Here is a 20,868-nt window from a genome sequence, read left to right as displayed (position 1 = left end):
GCGCAGGGCGGTTGTGCGCCGGCCGCGTTTCGAGCCGCGGCCGGCGCCAGCGCCTACGCCGCGCGGCGGTCGTGCCTGCCTTCGCGCACTTCCTCGATGATCTTGCGGCTGAAATCTTCAAGATCGCCGGGGTTGCGGGAGGTGATGAGGCCATTGTCGGTGACGACGGAGGCATCCTCCCAGCGCGCGCCGGCATTCTCCACGTCCGTGCGGATGGATTTGTAGGAGGTCATGCGCTTGCCCTTGACCAGGCCCGCCTCCACCAGCAGCCACGGGGCGTGGCAGATGGCGGCCACCGTCTTGCCGGCATCGTAGAAGGACTTGATGAGGCCGATGGCCGCCGGGTCCACCCGCAGCAGGTCCGGATTGATCTGGCCGCCGGGCAGGACGATGGCGTCGTAGTCGCTCTCCCGCACCTCGGCGAGGGTCTTGTCCACGGGCACCGCGCGGCCCCAGTCCTTCTTGTCCCAGCCCTTGATTTCGCCGCGCTCGGGCGAAACGACGTGAACCTGCGCGCCGGCCTCCTTGAGCCGGTCGCGGGGCACCTCCAGCTCGGACTGCTCGAAGCCGTTGGTGGCGAGGATGAGAATGCGCTTGCCGTCCAGAGGACCGGGCATGTGAGCCTCCATGATGTGTGATCGGTGCGGGCGGCCCATGGCCCATGCCCGCGATTCCGGCGCGCTGCGTGCGGGCCGGCTACAGGGACAATGACGGGAGAGGGGGATCGTTCCGGGTTGCGGCCTGCGGTGCCCTTCACGCCCTTGACGGCACGGGCCGTTCGGCGCTTTATCCGCCTGTGCGGCTTCTGCTGCGCCGTAAGCGTCCGACGTCAGGCAACGCATCCAACCCCGGTCCCGGCCGGTCGGATGCGCGTTGCGATCCGGACCTCCGGGACCATCCGAAGAAGGATGGCCCGATGGCCTCTTCAAAACCTGCTTCCTGCAAATTTCTCCGCAAGCTGCCGGCGCGCTATGCCGGCTTCGTCATGCCGCTGGTGCTGTCGGTGCTGATGACCTTCGTGGTCTCCGCCATCGCCACCGGGCGCAGCCTCGGCTTCGGCCCGGACTTCCTCGCCACTTGGCCGGTGGCGTGGGGCCTCTCCTGGCTCGTGGCGTTCCCCACCCTGCTGCTCGTCCTGCCCGTGGTCCGGCGCATCGTCGGGCTCCTGGTGGAGGCGCCGGCGCGGTAGGCCCAAACGAAAACGGCAGGCCGAGGCCTGCCGTCTGTTCGTTGGGAATGAGCGCCGCTCAGTTGTCGAGGAAGGAGCGCAGCTTGCGCGACCGGCTCGGGTGCTTGAGCTTGCGCAGCGCCTTCGCCTCGATCTGGCGGATACGCTCGCGCGTCACGGAGAACTGCTGGCCGACTTCCTCCAGCGTGTGGTCCGTGTTCATGCCGATGCCGAAGCGCATGCGCAGCACGCGCTCCTCGCGGGGGGTGAGGGAGGCCAGAACCCGGGTCGTCGTCTCGCGCAGATTGCTCTGGATCGCGGCGTCGATGGGCAGGATGGCGTTCTTGTCCTCGATGAAGTCTCCGAGGTGCGAATCCTCCTCGTCGCCGATGGGCGTTTCGAGGGAGATGGGCTCCTTGGCGATCTTCAGCACCTTGCGCACCTTCTCGAGGGGCATGCCGAGCTTCTCGGCCAGCTCCTCGGGGGTGGGCTCGCGGCCGATCTCGTGCAGCATCTGCCGCGAGGTGCGGACGATCTTGTTGATCGTCTCGATCATGTGGACCGGGATGCGGATGGTCCGCGCCTGGTCGGCGATCGAGCGGGTGATGGCCTGCCGGATCCACCACGTGGCGTAGGTGGAGAACTTGTAGCCGCGGCGGTACTCGAACTTGTCCACCGCCTTCATCAGGCCGATGTTACCCTCCTGGATGAGGTCCAGGAACTGCAGGCCGCGGTTGGTGTACTTCTTGGCGATGGAGATGACGAGGCGCAGGTTCGCCTCCACCATTTCCTTCTTCGCCTGGCGGGCTTCCTTCTCGCCCTTCTGCACCATCTGCACGATCTTGCGGAACTCGGCGATCTCCAGCCCCGTCTCGGTGGCCAGCGCGTGGATGTCGCCGCGCAGTTCGTGGATGGTGTCCTTCTCGTGGGCGACGAAGCCCTTCCAGCCCTTGGTGCCGAGCTTGGAGACGCGCAGCACCCATTTCGGGTCCAGCTCCGCGCCCATGTAGTTCTTCAGGAAGTCGTCGCGGGAGACGCCGTAGCTGTCGGCGAGACGCAGCAGGCGGCCCTCGTAGCCCACGAGGCGCTTGTTGATCTCGTAGAGCTGCTCCACCAGCGCGTCGATGCGCGCCTGGTTGAGCGACAGGCTCTTCACGTCGCCGACCAGCTCTTCCTTGAGCTTCTTCGCCTTGCGCTCCTGCGCGGGCGAGAGGGTCTCGTTCTTGAGCTTGGACTCGACGTTCTGGTCCTGCAGCCGGCGCAGCTTGGTGTAGCTGGAATGGATGCGGTCGAAGGTCTCCACCACCTTCGGCTTGATCTCCGCCTCCATGGCGGCGAGGGACATGGAATTCTCCATGTCGTCCTCTTCGCCCTCGGGGCCGGCGCCGTCGCCGAGCAGGCCGTCCTCGCCCGCCTCGGGGGCGAGCGCCGCCTCCTCGCCGAGGGCGGCGGGCGGGTTCTTGCCTTCGGGGCCGGCGTAAGTCGCTTCGAGATCGATGATGTCGCGCAGCAGCACGCGGCCTTCGGTCAGCTCGTCGCGCCAGATGATGATGGCCTGGAAGGTGAGGGGGCTCTCGCACAGGCCGGCGATCATGGCCTCGCGGCCCGCCTCGATGCGCTTGGCGATGGCAATTTCGCCCTCGCGGGAGAGCAGCTCCACCGAGCCCATCTCGCGCAGGTACATGCGCACCGGGTCGTCGGTCCGCTCGGCGGGCTCGGACTTGGTCTCGGCGCGGGCGACGGCGCGCGGGGCGGCCTCCGTCAGCTCGCCGCCTTCGGCCTCTTCCGGCTCGTCCGGCGTCTCGGTTTCCTCGGCGCCCTCTTCGGCCTCGGCTTCCTCGGCCTCGATGACGTTGATGCCCATGTCGTTGAGCATCGCGAGGGTGTCCTCGATCTGCTCGGAGGTGACTTCCTCGGAAGGCATCACCTCGTTGAGCTGCTCGTAGGTCACGTACCCGCGCCGCTTGGCGTTCTTGATCATCTTCCGCACAGCGGCGTCGGACAGGTCGAGCAACGGCCCGTCGGGGGCGTCGGTCTCCTTTTCCGGGGCCTCTGTGGCTTCGGAAGATTGCTTCGCCATCGACTTCTCCTGCTGATCCCGCCGATTTCCAACAGCAGAACGGCGGCGCGGCTCCTCGGCCTCGCCACCTTTTGCCCTTGAACCCGGGAGCGGCCTTTTTGACGCCATCCCGTTAAACCAGCCTGAACGCGCTTCCAACCCCTATGGTCGTCGGCGGCAGGCTGCCTTCCGTCCCGTGGGCCGGAGCGTTCCGCATGCACCCGCCACGCGGGCCATGCCAGAGGCTCTTGGCCAAATTGTGCCGCTTCGGCTTCAAATTCCTACAGCGACCGGACCGCCGAGCGGCCCGAAGATGCACCGAACCCTTCCACCAGCGCCTCGGTTCCGTCGATCGCCGACAGGCGCTCGCGGACATCCCTGAGCCAGGCGAAATTGGCTTCGCTCGGGTCCTCCCCCAGCGTGCGCTCGGCTTCCTTCAACTCTCTAGATAGCGCGTGAGCCTTGCGATGCAAGGCCGTGCGCTGATGCCACCAGAGCCGGACATCGGCTTCTGCGGTATCTGAATAAGCTGGCCAGTCGTGCCGGGGGTTGGCGAGGGCCTTTACCCGGCGGGTCAGGGCGTCGAGATCGGAGCGGCCGAGATGCTCGGCGAGGGCGTCCGCATCCAGCCCTTCCAGATGCGCCTCGATGAGGGCGCGGCGCAGCCGGTCGGCCTCCGGATTGGCGAAGGGCAGGCTCGAAACCTCCTCGCCCGCTTCGTCCAGAAGGAAGGGGTGGTTGATGAGGCAGAACAGCAGCAGCGCCTCGTTGCGGGGCAGGGCGGCCATGGGCCCGCGCACCAATGCGCTCCTTGCAATCTCCTGTCCACGCGGGGCCAATGGCGGGGCGGAGGGCTTCCCGGGAAACTTGCCGCCGCGCCCCCGTCCGGGGGTGAAACCCGGCGACCAGCCTTCCCGGCTGCCGCCGCCGCGGCCGGTGCCCCGCGCGCGCTCGGCGGGGGCGACAAGGGCGTTGAACCGCCCCATCAAATCAGCTCGGTAGTGCTTGCGCACCGTCTCGTCGCCGATGGCGTTCACCACCTCGTTCAGCCGGCCCTCCAGCCCCGCGCGACGCTCGGGCGTTTCGAGGGAGGCATTTTCGCTCTCGCGCGCCCAGAGTTCCGTAGCGAGAGGCCGCGCCTGCGCCAGCACCTGCTCCATGGCCTCGCGGCCGGAGCGGCGAATCAGGTCGTCGGGGTCCTGCCCGTCGGGCAGGGTGGCGAAGGAGAGGCTGCGCCCGGCCTTCAGATGCGGCAGCGCGAGGTCGATGGCGCGGTGGGCGGCCCGCCGGCCGGCCTTGTCGCCGTCGAACAGCAGCAGCGGCTCCTCCGACATGCGCCAGAGCAATTGCAGCTGGTCCTCGGTCAAGGCGGTGCCGAGCGGTGCCACAGCACCGCCAAAGCCCGCCTCCACCATGGCGATCACGTCCACATAGCCTTCCACGGCGATGACGCGGGCGCCGGACTGGGCGGCGGCGCGGGCGGCAAACCCATTATAAAGCAGGGAGCCCTTGTGAAAGAGCGGGGTCTCCGGGGAATTGAGGTATTTCGCCGGAACGTCCTTCTCCAGCGCCCGTCCGCCGAAGGCCACCACCCGGCCCTTGAGATCGGTGATGGGAAACATCACCCGGTCGCGGAAGCGGTCGTAGGGGACGGGAATGTCCTCCCCGGCGATCAGCAGGCCCGCCTCCACCATGTCGGCGACGGAGACGCCCTCCTTGCCAAGCGCCTCCTTCAGGTTGAAGCGCTCGCCCGCCGCATAGCCGAGGCCGAATTTCTTCTGCGTGGCGGGGCCGATCTCCCGGTCCGCCAGATAGCCGCGCGCCTTGGCGCCGAGGCGCGATTGCAGATTGGCCTCGAAATGCCTGGCCGCCAGCGTCATCACCTCATGGAGCGTGCGCCGCCGCTGCTCCTTGGCGGCAGCCTCCGGCGTCTCCTGCGGCAGCGACAGCCCGGCCATGGCGGCAAGCCGCTCCACCGCCTCGCCGAAGGAAGCCCCCTCGGTCTCCATCAGGAAATCGAACACGTCGCCGTGCTTGCCGGAGGAGAAGCAGTGGTAGAAGCCCTTCTGGTCGTTGACGAAGAAGGACGGCGACTTCTCCGCATTGAAGGGCGACAGCCCGGCAAACTCGCGCCCCTGCTTCTTCAGCTTCACCCGACGGCCGACCACCTCCGACACCGGCAGCCGGGCGCGGATCTCGTCAAGAAAGGCGGGCGAAAAGCGCATGGGCGATTGGGGCCGGCAGTCTGTTAGGGGCGCGGGCAGGCGCCGGAAGATCAGCCCTTCAGTATAGCCGGGAATGGGGGGAGGGGGGAGGGGGCTCCAACAATGGCTTAGCTAAAGCCGCCTTCGCTCCCCGGACAAGCGACGGCGAATGCCGGAGCGCTGATCCGGGGTCCAGCGCAAAAGTGCCGCGCAGCGGGGCAAAACTTTGGTGCGGTGGGGCATTGAAGCGCCTGCGGCGAACTCTTGCGCTGGGCCCCGGCTCGCATTCCGCTGCGCTGCATGCGTCCGGGGCGCGAGACTTGCTCCCCGGACAAGCGAGGGCGAACGCCGGAGCGCCGATCCGGGGCCCAGCGCACGAGTCCCGCGCAGCGGACCAAATCCTGTTACCTTCGGGCAAATGCCAAGCTTCGCCGTCTACATCCTCGCGAGTGCCCGCAATGGGACGCTTTATGTGGGCGTCACGAACGACCTGACCCGACGGATGTTCGAGCACCGCTCCGGCGCTCTCCCGGGCTTCACCCGCAAATATGCCGTCTACCTCCTCGTGCATGTGGATCTGTTCGACGAACTGGAGGCCGCCCGCGCTCACGAGCGACGGTTGAAGAGATGGCACCGGGATTGGAAGCTGGCGCTCATCGAACGCACCAATCGCGAGTGGCGTGACCTTGCCGAAGACTGGCTGTCCTGACCCGTTCCCCGGACAAGAGACGGCGCAGCCGGAGCGCCGATCCGGGGTCCGGCGCAAGACCTCCCCCGCAGCGGGACAAAGCCCGAGAGCGGTGGGGTTCGGAAGCGCCTCCGGCGGATTGTTGCGCTGGGCCCCGGCTCGCATTCCGCTTCGCTGCATGCGTCCGGGGCGCGAGAGCTGTTACCCGGGCAAGCGGCGGTGCAGAGCAAGCCTCGTTCCCCGGACAAGCGACGGCGAAAGCCGGAGCGCTGATCCGGGGTCCAGCGCAAAAGTGCCCGCGCAGCGGGTCAAAGCCCCAGAGCGCTAGGTTTCGGAAGCGCCTTCGGCGGTGCGTTGCGCTGGGCCCCGGCTCGCATTCCGCTGTCGCTGCATGCGTCCGGGGCGCGAGGACGCGTCCGCCCCCGCAATCCCCCTTATCCACACCCTTCCGCCGTCGCCGAAATGTGTCCGGAAAGTGGCGCGAGGGGTGCCGGAAGGGATGGACCGCCAAGGTCACGCTGATAAGCTTGGCCATTCAGCGGGGGGCTGGCTGACATGGATGCGGTGATCGATTTCCTCAACACCATCTTCTGGGGCTACATCCTGATCTACGGGTTGCTGGCGGTGGGCGTGTATTTCACGCTGCGGCTGGGCTTCGTGCAGATCGTCCATTTCCCCGAGATGCTGCGCTCGGTGCTGCGCTCCAACGACACCGACAAGTCGGGCATCACCCCGTTCCAGGCCCTGTGTACCTCGCTCGCCTCGCGCGTCGGCACCGGCAACATCGCCGGCGTCGCCGTGGCGCTGACCCTCGGCGGGCCGGGGGCCATCTTCTGGATGTGGGTGGTGGCGGCGCTGGGCATGGCCACCGCCTTCGCCGAGAGCACGCTCGCCCAGCTCTACAAGGTGAAGGACGACGAGGGCCGCTATCGCGGCGGCCCGGCCTTCTACATCGCCCATGGCCTCAAGGCCTCCTGGGCGGGCGGACTGTTCTCGGTCTGCCTCATCCTGTCGTTCGGGCTGGTGTTCAATGCGGTGCAGGCCAATTCCATCGCCGATGCGGTGCAGGGCGCCTTCGGCGTGCCGAAGCTCGGCACCGGGCTGGTGATCGCCGTGCTCTCCGGCGTCATCATCTTCGGCGGCATTGCCGCCATCGCCCGCACCGCCGAGCTGGTGGTGCCCTTCATGGCCCTCGCCTATGTGGCCCTCGCCGTCTATGCGCTCGCCACCCACATCACTCTGGTGCCGAGCGTGCTCGCCCATATCGTCGGCAGCGCCTTCGGCGTCGGCGCGGCGGCGGGGGGCGTCGCCGGCTCGGTGGCGGCGGCCATGATGAACGGGGTGAAGCGCGGCCTCTTCTCCAACGAGGCGGGCATGGGCAGCGCCCCCAACATTGCCGCCGTGGCGACCCCCGACCCTCACCATCCGGTGAGCCAGGGCTTCGTGCAGTCGCTGGGCGTGTTCATCGACACCATCGTCATCTGCACCGCCACCGCGCTGCTCATTCTCCTGTCGGAGGTGGAGCCCTCGGCCCAGCTCACCGGAACCCAGCTCACCCAGGCCGCGCTGCAGGTCCATGTGGGCGATCTCGGGCGCTACTTCATCGCCATCGCCATCTTCTTCTTCGCCTTCACCTCCATCATCGGCAATTATTCCTATGCCGAGAATGCGCTGGTCTTCCTCGGCCATGGCCATGTCTCAGGCGTCATCATCCTGCGCCTTGCGTTGCTGGCCATGGTGGTGTGGGGATCACTGCAGAGCGTCGCCACCGTGTTCAACGCGGCGGACGCCTCCATGGGTCTGATGGCCTCCATCAACCTCGTCGCCATCGTCCTGCTCTCGGGCACGGTGGTGCGGCTGACGAAGGACTATCTTACGCAGCGGAAGTCGGGGAAGGAGCCGGTGTTCGTCGCCGACGAGATGGCCGATCTGCCCCCCGGCGTCGACCGGCAGATCTGGAGCCGGAAATGAGGGGCGTGCCGGGCCGGCCAGACGAAAAAGGGGCGGAGTCGGGACCGGCATCTGCCGAACGTCACCGATTCCGCCCCTGAACCTCACCCGGAAACCCGGTGTGAACCGGCCCGGTCAGGCCGCTGTCAGCGCTTCCTTGACCCAGCCGGACGCCTTGCCGAAATCCAGCGCGCCGGCGTGGCGCTCCTTCAGGACGGCCATGGTGCGGCCCATATCCTTGATGCCCTTGGCATCGATCTCGGCGATCACCGCGGCGATGGCGGCGCGCGTGTCGGCCTCGGAAAGCTGTTTGGGCAGAAAGGCCTGGATGTAGGTAATTTCCTCGCGCTCCTGCGCGGCAAGCTCCGGGCGGCCGCCCTCGTCATAGATCTTGGCGCTCTCTTCTCGCTGCTTCACCATCTTGGCGAGCAAGGCGCGCAATTCGTCGTCATTGAGCGGGTCCTTGCCATGTCCCCGCTGTTCGATATCCCGGTCCTTGAGCGCCGCATTGATGAGGCGGAGCGTCCCGGTTCTCTTTTTATCCTGGGCCTTTAGCGCCTCTTTCAGAGCCGCGTTGATGTCGTCGCGAAGCACGATCGTCCGTCCTGTGTTGGGTGGCGCCAGTTCCGGCAGCAGGTTCGCGCGGCCATCCGGCCGGCGGCGCTGAGGGCGCACAAATTCCTGCGAGAGGCGCTGGAAACGCGGCGCGCGAGCCTCTATCTAGGCGATCCATGACCAGCGAACAAGACCACGCCCCCAACGCCACCGAGGGCTGGGCCGAGCCCCGGCCCACAGCCCTTCTCGTGCTCGCCGACGGAACGGTGCTCGAAGGCTTCGGCATCGGCGCCACCGGCCACCTCGCCGGCGAAGTGTGCTTCAACACCGCCATCACCGGCTATGAGGAAATCCTCACGGATCCATCCTACGCCGGGCAGATCATCACCTTCACCTTCCCGCACATCGGCAACGTCGGCACCAACGAGGAGGACATCGAGACGGTGTCCATGGCCTCGGCCTCCGGCGTGCGCGGGGTGGTGCTGCGCACCGCGGTGACGGACCCGTCCAACTATCGCGCAACGCGTCATTTCGACGACTGGCTGAAGGCCCGCGGCATCCCGGGAATCACCGGCATCGACACCCGCGCGCTCACCGCCCTCATCCGTGAGGCGGGCATGCCCAATGCGGTCATCGCCCATGCCCCCGATGGCGTGTTCGACATCGAGGCGCTGAAGGCGGAAGCCCGCGCCTGGCCCGGCCTCGTCGGCATGGACCTCGTGCCCGGCGTGACCTCCGCGCAGCGGTTCGGCTGGGACGAGACAACCTGGGACGCCGAGACCGGCTACGGTCGGCAGGAGGCCCCGCGTCATCATGTGGTCGCCATCGACTACGGCGTGAAGCGCAACATCCTGCGCCTGCTCGCCCGCGCCGGCTGCAAGGTCACCGTGGTGCCCGCCACCACCTCGGCCGAGGACATCCTCGCGCTCCAGCCGGACGGCGTGTTCCTGTCCAACGGCCCCGGCGATCCCGCGGCCACGGGGGAATATGCGGTGCCGGTCATCCAGAAGGTGATTGAGAAGGGCGTGCCCACCTTCGGCATCTGCCTCGGCCACCAGATGATCGGCCTCGCCGTCGGCGGCCGCACGGTGAAGATGCACCAGGGCCATCACGGCGCGAACCACCCGGTGAAGGACCTCACCACCGGCAAGGTGGAGATCACCTCCATGAACCATGGCTTTGCCGTGGATCGGGACAGCCTGCCGACGAACGCGGTGGAGACCCACGTGTCCCTGTTCGACGGCTCCAACGCCGGCATTGCGCTGGCCGACAAGCCGGTGTTCTCGGTGCAGTACCACCCCGAGGCGAGCCCCGGCCCCCAGGACAGCCACTACCTGTTCGACCGCTTCGTCACGATGATCGAGAAGCATAAGGCGGCCTGAGCCGTCTGTGCGCGTAAATAGGAAGGGCCGGCACGCGGGTGCCGGCCCTTTTCTTTTGTCGGTTCGTGCAAGGAGAAGGCTAGTTCAGGAACTCGCCATGCTCCGCCACGTGCTTGGCGAGGCCGAGGGTGTGTTCGCGGACAAGACGCTCGGCGAGGTCCGGGTCGCGCTTTTCGATGGCCTCGACGATGTGGGTGTGGTCGACGATGGACCGCTGGGCCCGGTGCGCCTGGCCGATGGTGACCTTCCGGACGCCGCGCATGTGGGGAAACAGGTTTTCCGTCGTCTCCGCGATCAGGGCGCAGCCGGACATGCGGATGATGAGCTTGTGGAAGGCGAGGTTGGCTTCCGAATATTCGGAGACGAACTCCTCGGGGTTCCGGTTTGCGAAGGCGCGGACGTTCTCGCGCAACTGGCGGATCTCCGCCTCGGTGGCGCGCTCGCAGGCGAGCCGCGCCGCCATGCTCTCCAGAGCCGCCCAGACGGTAATCATCTCGATGATTTCCTGCTTGGTCTTGCGCACCACGAAGATGCCCCGGCGCGGCACGGAGCGCACGAAGCCCTCCTGCTCAAGAAGGGTCATTGCCTCGCGGATGGGGGTGCGCGACACCCCGAGCTTCTCCGAAAGCTGGCGCTCTTCGAGGCGGATTTCCTCGGGGTGGCTGTAGATGTCCATCTCCATGATGGCCGCCTTCAGCGCCTTGTAGGCCTTCATCCGGAAGCTCGATTCCGTCTCGATCGGCTTCACGTTGATATCCTGGTACGTCATCGCACCCCTTCGCCTTAGGCTTGCGGCGTTCCGGCGGGCCTGAAGTGATTCCCGTCTTGCGCACCAAATACATCATATCACATGCGAGGAAGAGCGCGCTGGCAAGCGATGCCGCAGCCTCTCCCTAGTCTTTTGGCAACGCAGCATCTTCTGCGCAGATGCGGGACGCTTCTTGCGTTGACAGGATGTATTTTGAATACCACGATGATCGGGGGAGATGGGCGAACAATGCCCCACCCTGCCGACGGCACTTCGCCGTGGCATTGGGCGAGCATTCGCCAGGGGAGGACACGCGAATGATTACCGTGGACGATATCCTGCGGGAAAAACGTGACACCCGCATCATCACTCTGCGCATGCACGAGACGGTGGCCGACGCCGTGCTCGTGATGAAGCGGGAGAACATTTCTTCCGTCATCATCAAGGACGTCTGCCGCACCGAGGGCAACACGGTGGTGGGCGTCTTCTCCGAGCGGGACGTGACCCGCGCGGTTCTGGAGCATGGCGCCAACACGCCGAGGGTGGTGCTGGCCTCGCTGCTCAAGCGAGAGGTCATCTCCTGCACCCTTGAAGACACCATAGAGACGGTGCTCCGGCTGATGGTGGAGCATCAGGTGCGCCATCTGCCGGTGATCGAGAGCTACGCCCTGGTCGGCGTCATCAGCGCGACCGACCTCATGCGGCATTACCTTAAGGAATCCGAGGCCCAGCCGGCACTTGAGGCCGTTTCGGGCGGTATCGAAGCCGGCCTCGCCGCCCTGCGCTGAGGTGCTGGCAGCCATCGGGGCCGCCTGTATCCCGCTGCGGCCCCGACGTTTTTTCCGACTTTGGTCTAAGAATGACTCAAAACCCGTTTGCGAACGGGCGAACGCAGTGTTACAGTTCTGTATCTGGCATACGTAATTCAAAACTTGAAATGCCAGGGAATGTTCCCTCCGATCGTATCTCTGGGGGCACGTCCAAGCCGGCGCAGACCGGCACCGAAACAGGGCAGGAATTTCCGGGAGTGGGTGCATGGGCAAGGCGCTTGACGGCGTGCGCGTCCTGGACATGACGCACGTTCAGTCCGGCCCCTCGGCGACGCAGCTTCTTGCGTGGCTGGGCGCGGATGTCATCAAGGTGGAAATGCCGCGGCGTGGGGATATCACCCGGTCGCAGCTCAGGGACAAGTCCAACGTGGACAGTCTCTATTTCACCATGCTCAACGCCAACAAGAAGAGCGTCACTCTCAACATCAAGACCCCCGCCGGCCAGGAGGTACTGAACCGCCTCGTGGAAGCCTGCGATGTGCTGGTCGAGAACTTTGGCCCTGGCGTGCTCGACCGCCAGGGCTTCGGCTATGAGCAGGTGCGCGTCCGCAACCCGCGGCTGATCTATGCCTCCATCCGTGGCTTCGCCGAAGCCTCGGGCGTCGACGCCAAGGCCTACGAGACCATTGCCCAGGCGATGGGCGGGGCCATGAGCACGACCGGCTGGCGTTCCGGACCGCCGACGGCCTCCAGCGCCCAGATCGGCGACACCGGCACCGGCATCCATTGCGTCGCCGGCATCCTCGCCGCTCTGTTCCAGCGCACCGTGACGGGCGAGGGCCAGAAGGTGGACGTGGCCATGCAGGACTGCGTGGTCAACCTGCTCCGGGTGAAGCTGCGCGACCAGCAGCGCCTCGACGCGGGCGCGCTCGGTGAATATCCCGGCGCCCCGTCCGGCGAATGCGTGCCGCGGGCCGGGAACTGCTCCGGCGGCGGCCAGCCCGGCGCGGCGCTGCGATGCGCTCCCGGCGGCGAGAACGATTATTGCTACGTCATCATCCAGCCCCAGGGTTGGGCGCCGCTGATGCGCCTCGTGGGCCGCAAGGACCTGATCGACGACCCCAAATTCGCCTCCCACGAGGCCCGCGCCCAACGGCTGGATCAGTGCTTTGAGATCATCGAGCGCTGGACCGCACGCCGCACCAAGTTCGAGGTGATGGAGGCGCTCAACGCCATCGATGTGCCCTGCGGCCCGGTGCTCTCCACCAAGGACATCATGGAGGACCGCGCGCTCTACGATCGCGGCTTCCTCGTGGAGGTGCCGCACCCCGAGCGTGGAACCTATGTGACGGTCGGCTCGCCCATCAGCCTGTCCGCCAATCACGTGCCGGTGGAGCGTGCGCCGCTCCTCGGCGAGCATACCGAGGAAGTTCTCGCCAGCGTGGGCTTCTCGGCCGAAGAGATCGCCGGCATGCGTGCCGCCGGTGCTGTCTGACGGGGAGGGAACGAACCGTCCGAAAAACGAAACGCCGCGCCACGAGGGACAATAAGAGGGTGGGGCGGTCAATCAGATCAAAAATATAAAAATGGTCTAAGGGGTAGGAAAAATGAGCGAAATGGCAGTGAAGGCGCCAGCGACAAATCGCTGGCTCCAGTTGGTCGCCGGCGTCGTTTGCATGGTGGCCGCAGCAAACATCCAGTATTCGTGGACGCTGTTTGTCCCCGAGATCGTTTCGGCGCACGGTTGGACCCGCGCATCCGTCCAGGTGGCTTTCACCGTGTTCGTCGTGGTGCAGACCTGGCTCACGCCCATCGAGGGCTACTTCATCGACAAGTACGGCCCGCGCGTGATGGTGCTGGTCGGCGGCTTCTTCACCGGCCTCAGCTGGGTGATGAACTCCTATGCCGGTTCGCTCACAGCCCTCTACGTGGCGGCGGCCATCGGCGGCATCGGCGTCGGCTGCGTCTACGCCACCTGCGTGAATGCCGCGCTGAAGTGGTTTCCGGATCGCCGCGGTCTCGCGGTCGGCCTTACCGCCGCCGGCTATGGCTCGGGCACGGTGCTGACCATTCTGCCCATCGCCGCGATGATCAAGTCGAGCGGCTACCAGGAAACCTTCTTCACCTTCGGCCTCGTGCAGGGCGCCGTCATCATGCTCGCCGCCGGCTTCCTTCGGGCGCCGGGCAAGAGCGAGGTGACGTTCTCCTCGACGGTGGCCCAGTCCCGGCGGGACTACACTCTCGGTGAGGCCCTGCGCACCCCGGTGTTCTACGTGATGCTGACCATGTTCGTCCTCACCGTCTCGGGCGGCCTGATGGCGGTGGCGCAGCTGGGCGTGATCGCCGAAGACCTTGGCGTCAAGCACATCGACGTGAACCTGTACTTCTTCACCATGGCCGCGCTGCCGTTCGCCCTGATGCTGGACCGCATCCTGAACGGCTTCTCGCGTCCCTTCTTCGGCTGGATCTCCGACCATATCGGCCGTGAGAAGACCATGTTCTTCGCCTTCGCCATGGAAGGTATCGGCATCGTGGCGCTGGGCACGTTCGGGACAAACCCCTGGGCGTTCGTGATCCTGTCGGGCGTCGTCTTCCTGGCCTGGGGTGAAGTCTACTCCCTGTTCTCGGCCACGGCGGCGGATACCTTCGGTTCCAAGCACATCGGCAAGATCTACGGCATGCTCTACACCGCGAAGGGCTTCGCCGCCCTGCTGGTGCCGCTGGCCAACCTGCTGATGGAAGCGACCGGCAGCTGGAGCACGGTGCTCTACACGGTCGCCGCCATGGATCTGACCGCCGCCTTCGCCGCCCTGTTCGTCCTGCGGCCCATGCTCGCCCGCCATCACCGGCTCAATGCCGAGGCGGCGGCTGCGGCGGCAACGGCCACGCGCCAGGCGACGGCCTGAGTCCCCGATCCGGGCGGTAAAAGCCGCCCGGATCGACATGTCGCGCGCCGCTTGGACGGCGCTGGTGTTCGAGAATGGGGCGAGGCCCCGTCCAAGAACGTCACACCTCGATCCGCGCGACCTGCGCGCGCGCCAACGGGTCCCTCCACCGCCATCTGGCGGTCCCTCAAGCCCCGGCTTCGGCCGGGGTTTTTTTCGTTTGAGCCGCAGATGGCAGGGCGAATTGGTGCCGGTGATGGCGAATCTGGCCCCGCCCAATGGATCGCCTTGCTTAAATGGCGGGGCTTGGCTGGGCCATCGCATCAATGTAGAAAAGGAAAATGATTCGGCTCATGTTCATATGTCTCGAGTAGATGAGAAGATGAATACGTAGCCCTCTTCTGCATTGGATTGCTGAGATCGCAATGTGGAACTTGGTAGGCCCGCCCTTTTCGTGGGCGGGTTCTGGTGCCGGCCTGTCAAAATAGCCCTTTAACGTCTGGTTTTCATGGGAAAGTAACAGTTACATAGCCGTAACGGCATTCTGTATACCAGATTCCTTCCGCATCTTCCGTCGTGGTTCGCGAACGGGTCGATGAATGACCCGAACAAGAATGGCGACCGTCACGGGCCGTTCATCGCACTCGATGATCCCCAGTGAGAAAGGGAAGGAAATGGCTCAGAACTCCGCAGCGCCTGTCGGCGGCCCGATTGGAGGGCGTTGGCTGCAACTGCTCATCGGCGTCATCTGCATGTCGATGATCGCCAATCTTCAGTATGGGTGGACGCTGTTCGTCGAGCCCATGAACGAGAAGCACCAGTGGGGCCGTGCCTCCATCCAGGTCGCTTTCACCATCTTCGTGCTGTTCGAAACCTGGCTGGTCCCCGTTGAGGGCTGGTTCGTGGACAAGTTCGGCCCGCGGATCGTCGTGTTCATCGGCGGTATCCTGTGCGCCCTGTCCTGGTTCCTCAATTCGCGGGCCGACAGCCTCGCCATGCTCTATGTCTCGGCAGCCCTCGGTGGCACCGGCGCGGGCGCGGTCTATGGTACCTGCGTCGGCTCCGCGCTGAAGTGGTTCCCCGATCGCCGCGGTCTGGCCGCGGGCATCACCGCTGCGGGCTTCGGCGCCGGCTCCGCCCTCACGATCGTGCCCATCGCGGCCATGATCAAGTCGCAGGGCTATGAGCACACCTTTCTCTTCTTCGGCCTGCTCCAGGGCATCGTGGTGATGGTGCTCTCGCTGCTGCTCCAGGCCCCGAAGGAAGGCCAGCTTCCCCCGGTCAAGGCTTCGGCCACCCAGAGCCGTCGCAATTACGGCCCCGGCGAAATGGTAAAGGCCCCCGTGTTCTGGGTGATGTACCTGATGTTCGTGCTGGTGGCGGCTGGTGGCCTCATGGCGACCGCGCAGCTCGGCTCCATCGCCAAGGACTTCAAGATCGCCGACGTGCCGGTCTCCATCCTCGGCCTGACGATGCCGGCGCTGACCTTCGCGCTGTCCATCGACCGCGTGCTGAACGGCCTGACCCGTCCCTTCTTCGGCTGGGTGTCGGACAACATCGGCCGTGAGAACACCATGTTCATCGCCTTCGCCCTTGAGGCGGTCGGCGTGCTAGCCCTGGCGCACTTCGGCTCCAACCCGGTGCTGTTCGTGATCCTCACCGGCCTCGTGTTCTTCGCCTGGGGTGAGATCTACTCGCTTTTCCCCGCCACTTGCGGCGACACCTTCGGCGGCAAGTTCGCCACCACCAATGCCGGCCTTCTCTACACCGCCAAGGGCACGGCCTCGCTGGTGGTGCCGATGGCCTCGGTGGCTGTGGCGAGCCTCGGCAACTGGGACCTGGTGTTCATGATTACCGCTGCGGTCAATGCGATCGCCGCCCTCATGGCCATCTTCGTCCTGAAGCCGATGCGCAGCCGCTTCGTCGCCGGCGCTGCCGCCGAGGCTGCTGCCCAGCCGGCGAGCGCCAAGGTCACCGGCTGAGGCTCTGCCTCAAACTTTCGGCCCACCTACCCCGGGCCCAACTGAGGGAGCGGCTTGCCGCTCCCTTCTTTTTGGTCAGTTGCCGCGCGGGGCCGAAGGTGTGAAGGGACCCGCATGGACCATGACGAGGTTCGAGGCGGTGCCCTTGGAGTCCGCGGAGGGGGCAACGCGGGCAAAGCGAGGCTCGGGCGTCTGCAGCAGGACATCCTCGATCGGAATGCCAGGGCCGCCGGCAACCGTCATGTACGGCTTCTGGGCCGTGAGGCCGTTGGCGGCGAAGGTGAGGACGATCCCGAAAAGGCCGAAAGCCGTAAGCTCAAGCGCGTTCATAACTCTCTCCCGGCATGATGCCGAAGGGATGCGGCGCGTTTCGTCGGGCTCGATCCAATTCGCCCGACGCCTCCGCGTCCCGGTACGCTCACCTTGTACCGCGCTTGCCCAAACTCGTGGTATACAAAATACGCAGAGGCAGACCCGCAATGCTGCATAGCAGCATTGCCCGCTTCCGTCGGCAAGCGCGCACAAGCGCGCAGGGCGATTAGGAGAAGAACAGGCGTTTCAGCCCTGTCGGAGCGCGCCGAGATGGGCGAGCAGTCCCGCCGTCGAGCCCGATGCACCCGCGGGAAGCGGCCCGCCCTGGACCGCCGGAAGGAACTGGGTCGCCAGTTCCTTGCCCAGTTCCACGCCCCATTGGTCGAAGGCGTTGATTCCCCATACCGCCGCCTCGACGAACACGCGGTGCTCATAGAGCGCGATGATGCGGCCGAGCGAGAACGGGTCCAGCTCGGCATAGGCGATGGTGACGGACGGGCGGTCTCCGGGAAAAACGCGATGGGGCGCAATGGCCGCCACCTTGTCGGCATCGAAACCCTTCTCCACCAGCTGAGCCGCGGCCTCCTCCAGCGTGCGGCCGCGCATCAGCGCCTCCGCCTGGGCGAGGCAATTGGCCACCAGGAGTTTCTGGTGATTCGTCAGATTCGCCTCGTGCCCCTGAGCCGCAATCAGGAACTCAACCGGCACGGTATCGGTGCCTTGGTGCAGCAGCTGGAAAAAAGCGTGCTGGGCATTGGTGCCCGGCTCGCCCCAGACGAGGGGTCCCGTCCCACGGGCCGCCGGCCGGCCGTCGCGCGTGACGCTCTTGCCGTTGCTCTCCATGTCGAGCTGCTGGAGATAGGCCGGCAGGCGCGCGAGCCGCTGGTCGTAGGGAATGATGGCGCGGCTGGGAAAGCCGCAGACGTTGCGGTGCCAGATCCCGACGAGGCCCAGCAGCACCGGCATGTTCTGGTCCAGCGGCGCCGAGCGGAAATGCTCGTCCATGGCCGCGGCGCCGGCGAGGAACTCACTGAACCGGTCCGGGCCGATGGCGATCATCACCGGAAGGCCGATGGCGGACCAAACCGAATAGCGACCACCCACCCAGTCCCAGAAGCCGAAAGTCCGCTCGCGCGAAATGCCGAAGGCTTCCACCCGGTCAAGCGCAGTGGAGACGGCGGCGAAATGGTCGCCGACCGCCGCTTCGCCCAGCGCATCCGCGATGAAGGCGCGGGCGGTGCCCGCGTTGCACATGGTCTCGACGGTGGTGAAGGTCTTGGAGGCGACGATGAACAGCGTCGTCGCGGGATTGAGCCCCTTGATGGTGTCAGCGATGTGAGCGCCGTCCACGTTGGAGACGAAGTGGCAGCGTGGCCCGTCGTGATAGGGCGCGAGTGCGCCGGTCACCATGGCCGGGCCGAGGTCCGATCCCCCGATGCCGATGTTCACCACGTCGGTGAAGGCATTGCCCCGCGCTCCGGCGATCCGCCCCTCGCGCACCGCATAGGCGAAGCTGGCGAGATTGCGCAGGGTCTCGTCTACCCCGGTCTTCACGTCGATGCCGTCGACCGGGATGCTCTCGTCCGAGCGGTTGCGGAGCGCCGTGTGCAGCACCGCTCGGTCCTCGGTGAGATTGATGTGGTCGCCAGCAAACATGGCGTCCCGCAGCTGTTCCACGCCCGCGGCCCGGGCGAGATCCAGCAGCCGCGCCAAAGTCTCCTCGGTCATCGCGGTCTTGGAGAAATCGAGCAGCAGGTCGCCGTAGCTGGTGGAGAATCGCTCGAAGCGGTCAGAGGCCGAGAACAGCTCGGCGATGCGTCCGGTCCGGCCTTTCCAGGCTGCATCGAGGGCGGCGAAGGCAGCGTCGGTCGCGCGCGGCTGGTCATCAGTCATGGCTCGGACCTCTTTTCTCAGGGGCACCACATCACGTCGAGGGGCGCACGCGCCCGGAGGACGGAGCGGACGGGCAACTCATCGACAGGGCCGCCGGCACAGGCGCGCTCCAGCACGGCGCGCTTGGTCATGCCCTCGATGTGGAGCACGAGCGTGTCGGCCGAAACCAGCCGGGGCAGGGTGAAGGTGATGCGCGGCTCTCCTGCCGCGTCAGCGTGCACGGCCATGAGGGCTTCCGGCGTCGTCGGATCGATGGCTGCGGCAAGCGTCTCGGCGCCGGGGAAGAAGGAGGCGGTATGCCCGTCGTCTCCCATTCCCAGCACTACGGCGGCGAAGGGGGAGGGGAGGGCAGCGACGCGCCCGGCAACCTCCGCTAATCCCTCCTCCGGTGTCGGCGCACCGGTATACAGCGGAAGGAAGCGGGCGGCGGCAGCCGGTCCCTTGAGCAGGTGACGCCTGACAAGGGCGGCGTTGGAGCGGTCCGACGTCTCCGGCACCCAACGCTCATCCACCAGCGTCACCGCCACGCGGGACCAGTCGATCGGCGCGCCGGACAGGATCTCGAAAAAGGAGACCGGAGTGCGCCCGCCCGACACGGCGAGGCTCGCTGTGCCGTTCTGGGCGATGCGGCGGCGGAGGGCCTCGGCCACATGGGCGGCCAGCGCCCGGGCGAGGCCGGCCGAATCGTCATAGGCGTTGAGGGCGATGGGTGTTGTCGGCGGGGTCACGGGCAGCCTCAGGCGTCATCGGTCCAGGTGCGCCCGTCCCGTTCGATCAGGGCGATGGCGGCGGAAGGCCCCCATGTCCCGGCCGTGTAGGGCTTGGGCTGGTCACGCGAGGCCCGCCAGGCGTCGAGGATGGGATCCACCCAGCGCCAGGCGGCTTCCACCTCGTCGCGACGCATGAACAGGGTTTGGTTGCCACGCACCACGTCCATGATAAGCCGCTCGTAGGCATCCGGGTTCCGCACCCCGAACACGGAGGCGAAGCTCATGTCGAGCGGCACATGCTGCAGACGCATGCCGCCGGGGCCGGGGTCCTTGATCATCAGCCACAGCTTCACGCCCTCGTCCGGCTGCAGTCGGATCACGAGGCGGTTCGCCATGATAGGGCCCGCGTGATCGTCGAACACCGAATGGGGAATAGGCCGGAACGCCACCACGATCTCGGAGACGCGCGAGGCGAGGCGCTTGCCCGTGCGCAGATAGAACGGCACGCCGGACCAGCGCCAGTTGCCGATCTCCGCCTTGATGGCGACGAAGGTCTCGGTGCTGCTCTCGCCGGAGCCGAGTTCCTCCAGATAGCCGGGCACTGCCCCGCCGGCCGAGGCTCCGGCACGATACTGGCCGCGCACCGTCATCTGCGCGAAATTGCTCTCGTTGATGGGCTCCAGCGCCTTGAGCACCTTCAGCTTCTCGTCGCGCACCGCGTCCGCATCGAGCGAGACTGGCGGCTCCATGGCGACGAGGCAGAGGAGCTGAAGGATATGGTTCTGCACCATGTCGCGCAGCGCGCCGGCCGTGTCGTAATAGCCGGCGCGGCCGGCGGTGCCGATGCTCTCGGCCACGGTGATCTGCACATGGTCGATGTGCGCGTTGTTCCACACGGGCTCGAACAAGGCGTTGGCGAATCTCAGCGCCATCAGGTTCTGCACCGTCTCCTTGCCGAGATAGTGGTCGATGCGGAACACCGCCTCCTCGCGGAAGACGCGACCGACCGCGGCATTCACCTTCTGGGCCGAGGCGAGGTCCTTGCCGACCGGCTTTTCCACCACCACGCGGGACAGGTCGGTGACGAGACCGAACGCGCCGATACGCGCGCAGATGGGATCGAAGAGGTCAGGCCCAACGGCCAGATAGAAGACGCGAACGCGATCTTCTCCCGTCTTCAGGGTCGCCGCGAGATCGGGCCAGCCCTCGTCCGAGAGGGCATCGACCGCCACATAGGTCAGCCGGTTCAGGAAGCGGGCCAGCACCGCCTGGTCCACGTCCTCGACGCCATCCGCCACGCCGAGCGCATCGCGTCCGAAAGCGCGGAAGTCTTCATCGGGCAGGGGGCGGCGGGAGGTGCCGATGATGCGCGCATCGTCCGGCATCTGGCCGGCGAGGTCGCGCTCGAACAGCGCCGGGAGGAGTTTGCGGCGGGCGAGATCGCCGGTGGCGCCGAAGACGACGATATCGAAGGGCTCGACAGTGACCACGCGTGCGACCATTCGGCCTTTCTCCCTTGTCGGGGGCCTTCCGCCCCCTGCGCCGGCCGTCCGACCCGCAGC

17 protein-coding genes are annotated in these 20,868 nt (G+C 66.4%); 8 read left to right on the top strand and 9 right to left on the bottom strand.

What is annotated here, in order from left to right; all coding sequences use genetic code 11:
* Positions 1 to 53: 53 nt before the first annotated feature.
* Entirely contained in the window at positions 54 to 617 is a 564-nt protein-coding gene (locus ACT54R_RS16020) for a type 1 glutamine amidotransferase domain-containing protein (RefSeq protein WP_476327870.1), read from the bottom strand.
* A gap of 299 nt (positions 618 to 916) precedes the next feature.
* Here ACT54R_RS16020 and ACT54R_RS16015 point away from each other — a divergent pair, with 299 nt between their 5' ends.
* Positions 917 to 1,189, top strand: coding sequence for a DUF2798 domain-containing protein (locus tag ACT54R_RS16015; protein ID WP_168458886.1), 273 nt, complete (start codon positions 917 to 919; stop codon positions 1,187 to 1,189).
* A gap of 58 nt (positions 1,190 to 1,247) precedes the next feature.
* Here the strand turns inward: ACT54R_RS16015 and rpoD are convergent, their stop codons facing one another.
* Both rpoD and dnaG read right to left on the bottom strand, forming a co-directional pair.
* On the bottom strand, positions 1,248 to 3,248 hold the full coding sequence (gene rpoD, locus ACT54R_RS16010; protein WP_168458885.1) for an RNA polymerase sigma factor RpoD: 2,001 nt from the start codon (positions 3,246 to 3,248) through the stop codon (positions 1,248 to 1,250).
* A 260-nt stretch (positions 3,249 to 3,508) separates the two neighbouring features.
* A complete protein-coding gene (gene dnaG, locus ACT54R_RS16005) occupies positions 3,509 to 5,452 on the bottom strand; it encodes a DNA primase (RefSeq protein WP_476327868.1) in 1,944 nt (647 codons plus the stop codon).
* Between the two features lie 397 nt (positions 5,453 to 5,849).
* Here dnaG and ACT54R_RS16000 point away from each other — a divergent pair, with 397 nt between their 5' ends.
* Positions 5,850 to 6,140 (top strand): GIY-YIG nuclease family protein, encoded by a 291-nt coding sequence (locus ACT54R_RS16000; protein WP_476327866.1) that lies wholly within the window; start codon positions 5,850 to 5,852, stop codon positions 6,138 to 6,140.
* Between the two features lie 534 nt (positions 6,141 to 6,674).
* On the top strand, positions 6,675 to 8,090 hold the full coding sequence (locus tag ACT54R_RS15995; protein ID WP_476327864.1) for an alanine/glycine:cation symporter family protein: 1,416 nt from the start codon (positions 6,675 to 6,677) through the stop codon (positions 8,088 to 8,090).
* 114 nt (positions 8,091 to 8,204) lie between these two features.
* On the opposite strand, the gene ACT54R_RS15990 is transcribed toward ACT54R_RS15995, so the two are convergent.
* On the bottom strand, positions 8,205 to 8,663 hold the full coding sequence (locus ACT54R_RS15990) for a GatB/YqeY domain-containing protein (protein ID WP_168459242.1): 459 nt from the start codon (positions 8,661 to 8,663) through the stop codon (positions 8,205 to 8,207).
* Between the two features lie 137 nt (positions 8,664 to 8,800).
* On the opposite strand from ACT54R_RS15990, the gene carA reads away from it, so the two are divergent.
* Positions 8,801 to 10,006 (top strand): glutamine-hydrolyzing carbamoyl-phosphate synthase small subunit, encoded by a 1,206-nt coding sequence (carA, locus tag ACT54R_RS15985; protein WP_476327861.1) that lies wholly within the window; start codon positions 8,801 to 8,803, stop codon positions 10,004 to 10,006.
* Between the two features lie 79 nt (positions 10,007 to 10,085).
* On the opposite strand, the gene ACT54R_RS15980 is transcribed toward carA, so the two are convergent.
* Complete coding sequence (locus ACT54R_RS15980; protein ID WP_168458880.1) at positions 10,086 to 10,775, bottom strand: GntR family transcriptional regulator; 690 nt, start codon at positions 10,773 to 10,775, stop codon at positions 10,086 to 10,088.
* A 296-nt stretch (positions 10,776 to 11,071) separates the two neighbouring features.
* On the opposite strand from ACT54R_RS15980, the gene ACT54R_RS15975 reads away from it, so the two are divergent.
* The 4 genes from ACT54R_RS15975 to oxlT (ACT54R_RS15960) all read left to right on the top strand — a co-directional run bounded on the left by ACT54R_RS15975 (position 11,072) and on the right by oxlT (ACT54R_RS15960) (position 16,391).
* The gene (locus tag ACT54R_RS15975; protein WP_476327859.1) at positions 11,072 to 11,542 is read left to right on the top strand and encodes a CBS domain-containing protein; all 471 of its coding nucleotides are present in this window, start codon (positions 11,072 to 11,074) and stop codon (positions 11,540 to 11,542) included.
* A 247-nt stretch (positions 11,543 to 11,789) separates the two neighbouring features.
* Positions 11,790 to 13,019: a formyl-CoA transferase gene (gene frc / locus ACT54R_RS15970; protein WP_476327857.1), complete on the top strand. Its 1,230-nt coding sequence runs from the start codon at positions 11,790 to 11,792 to the stop codon at positions 13,017 to 13,019.
* Positions 13,020 to 13,131: 112 nt separating this feature from the next.
* A complete protein-coding gene (gene oxlT, locus ACT54R_RS15965; RefSeq protein WP_476327855.1) occupies positions 13,132 to 14,430 on the top strand; it encodes an oxalate/formate MFS antiporter in 1,299 nt (432 codons plus the stop codon).
* Between the two features lie 653 nt (positions 14,431 to 15,083).
* On the top strand, positions 15,084 to 16,391 hold the full coding sequence (gene oxlT / locus ACT54R_RS15960; protein ID WP_476327853.1) for an oxalate/formate MFS antiporter: 1,308 nt from the start codon (positions 15,084 to 15,086) through the stop codon (positions 16,389 to 16,391).
* A 75-nt stretch (positions 16,392 to 16,466) separates the two neighbouring features.
* Here the strand turns inward: oxlT (ACT54R_RS15960) and ACT54R_RS15955 are convergent, their stop codons facing one another.
* The 4 genes from ACT54R_RS15955 to zwf form a co-directional block, all read right to left on the bottom strand.
* Entirely contained in the window at positions 16,467 to 16,721 is a 255-nt protein-coding gene (locus ACT54R_RS15955; RefSeq protein ID WP_476327851.1) for a hypothetical protein, read from the bottom strand.
* 228 nt (positions 16,722 to 16,949) lie between these two features.
* Positions 16,950 to 18,596, bottom strand: a complete 1,647-nt coding sequence (gene pgi, locus ACT54R_RS15950; RefSeq protein ID WP_476327849.1) for a glucose-6-phosphate isomerase — start codon at positions 18,594 to 18,596, stop codon at positions 16,950 to 16,952.
* A gap of 17 nt (positions 18,597 to 18,613) precedes the next feature.
* Entirely contained in the window at positions 18,614 to 19,324 is a 711-nt protein-coding gene (gene pgl, locus ACT54R_RS15945) for a 6-phosphogluconolactonase (RefSeq protein ID WP_476327847.1), read from the bottom strand.
* An 8-nt stretch (positions 19,325 to 19,332) separates the two neighbouring features.
* Complete coding sequence (gene zwf / locus ACT54R_RS15940) at positions 19,333 to 20,808, bottom strand: glucose-6-phosphate dehydrogenase (RefSeq protein WP_476327845.1); 1,476 nt, start codon at positions 20,806 to 20,808, stop codon at positions 19,333 to 19,335.
* Positions 20,809 to 20,868: the final 60 nt, after the last annotated feature.

The sequence above is a fragment of the Xanthobacter sp. DMC47 genome, assembly GCF_056313845.1.
Note: the sequence above shows the minus strand (reverse complement) of the source record. Positions and strands in the feature narration are given on the sequence as shown.

Coding starts and splice junctions, on each gene's coding strand:
- ACT54R_RS15975 (WP_476327859.1), top strand. CDS start 11,072: ATGATTACCGTGGACGATATCCTGCGGGAAAAACGTGACACCCGCATC.
- dnaG (WP_476327868.1), bottom strand. CDS start 5,452: ATGCGCTTTTCGCCCGCCTTTCTTGACGAGATCCGCGCCCGGCTGCCG.
- rpoD (WP_168458885.1), bottom strand. CDS start 3,248: ATGGCGAAGCAATCTTCCGAAGCCACAGAGGCCCCGGAAAAGGAGACC.
- ACT54R_RS15980 (WP_168458880.1), bottom strand. CDS start 10,775: ATGACGTACCAGGATATCAACGTGAAGCCGATCGAGACGGAATCGAGC.
- frc (WP_476327857.1), top strand. CDS start 11,790: ATGGGCAAGGCGCTTGACGGCGTGCGCGTCCTGGACATGACGCACGTT.
- pgi (WP_476327849.1), bottom strand. CDS start 18,596: ATGACTGATGACCAGCCGCGCGCGACCGACGCTGCCTTCGCCGCCCTC.
- ACT54R_RS16020 (WP_476327870.1), bottom strand. CDS start 617: ATGCCCGGTCCTCTGGACGGCAAGCGCATTCTCATCCTCGCCACCAAC.
- ACT54R_RS15955 (WP_476327851.1), bottom strand. CDS start 16,721: ATGAACGCGCTTGAGCTTACGGCTTTCGGCCTTTTCGGGATCGTCCTC.
- oxlT (WP_476327853.1), top strand. CDS start 15,084: ATGGCTCAGAACTCCGCAGCGCCTGTCGGCGGCCCGATTGGAGGGCGT.
- ACT54R_RS16000 (WP_476327866.1), top strand. CDS start 5,850: ATGCCAAGCTTCGCCGTCTACATCCTCGCGAGTGCCCGCAATGGGACG.
- oxlT (WP_476327855.1), top strand. CDS start 13,132: ATGAGCGAAATGGCAGTGAAGGCGCCAGCGACAAATCGCTGGCTCCAG.
- ACT54R_RS15995 (WP_476327864.1), top strand. CDS start 6,675: ATGGATGCGGTGATCGATTTCCTCAACACCATCTTCTGGGGCTACATC.
- zwf (WP_476327845.1), bottom strand. CDS start 20,808: ATGGTCGCACGCGTGGTCACTGTCGAGCCCTTCGATATCGTCGTCTTC.
- ACT54R_RS16015 (WP_168458886.1), top strand. CDS start 917: ATGGCCTCTTCAAAACCTGCTTCCTGCAAATTTCTCCGCAAGCTGCCG.
- carA (WP_476327861.1), top strand. CDS start 8,801: ATGACCAGCGAACAAGACCACGCCCCCAACGCCACCGAGGGCTGGGCC.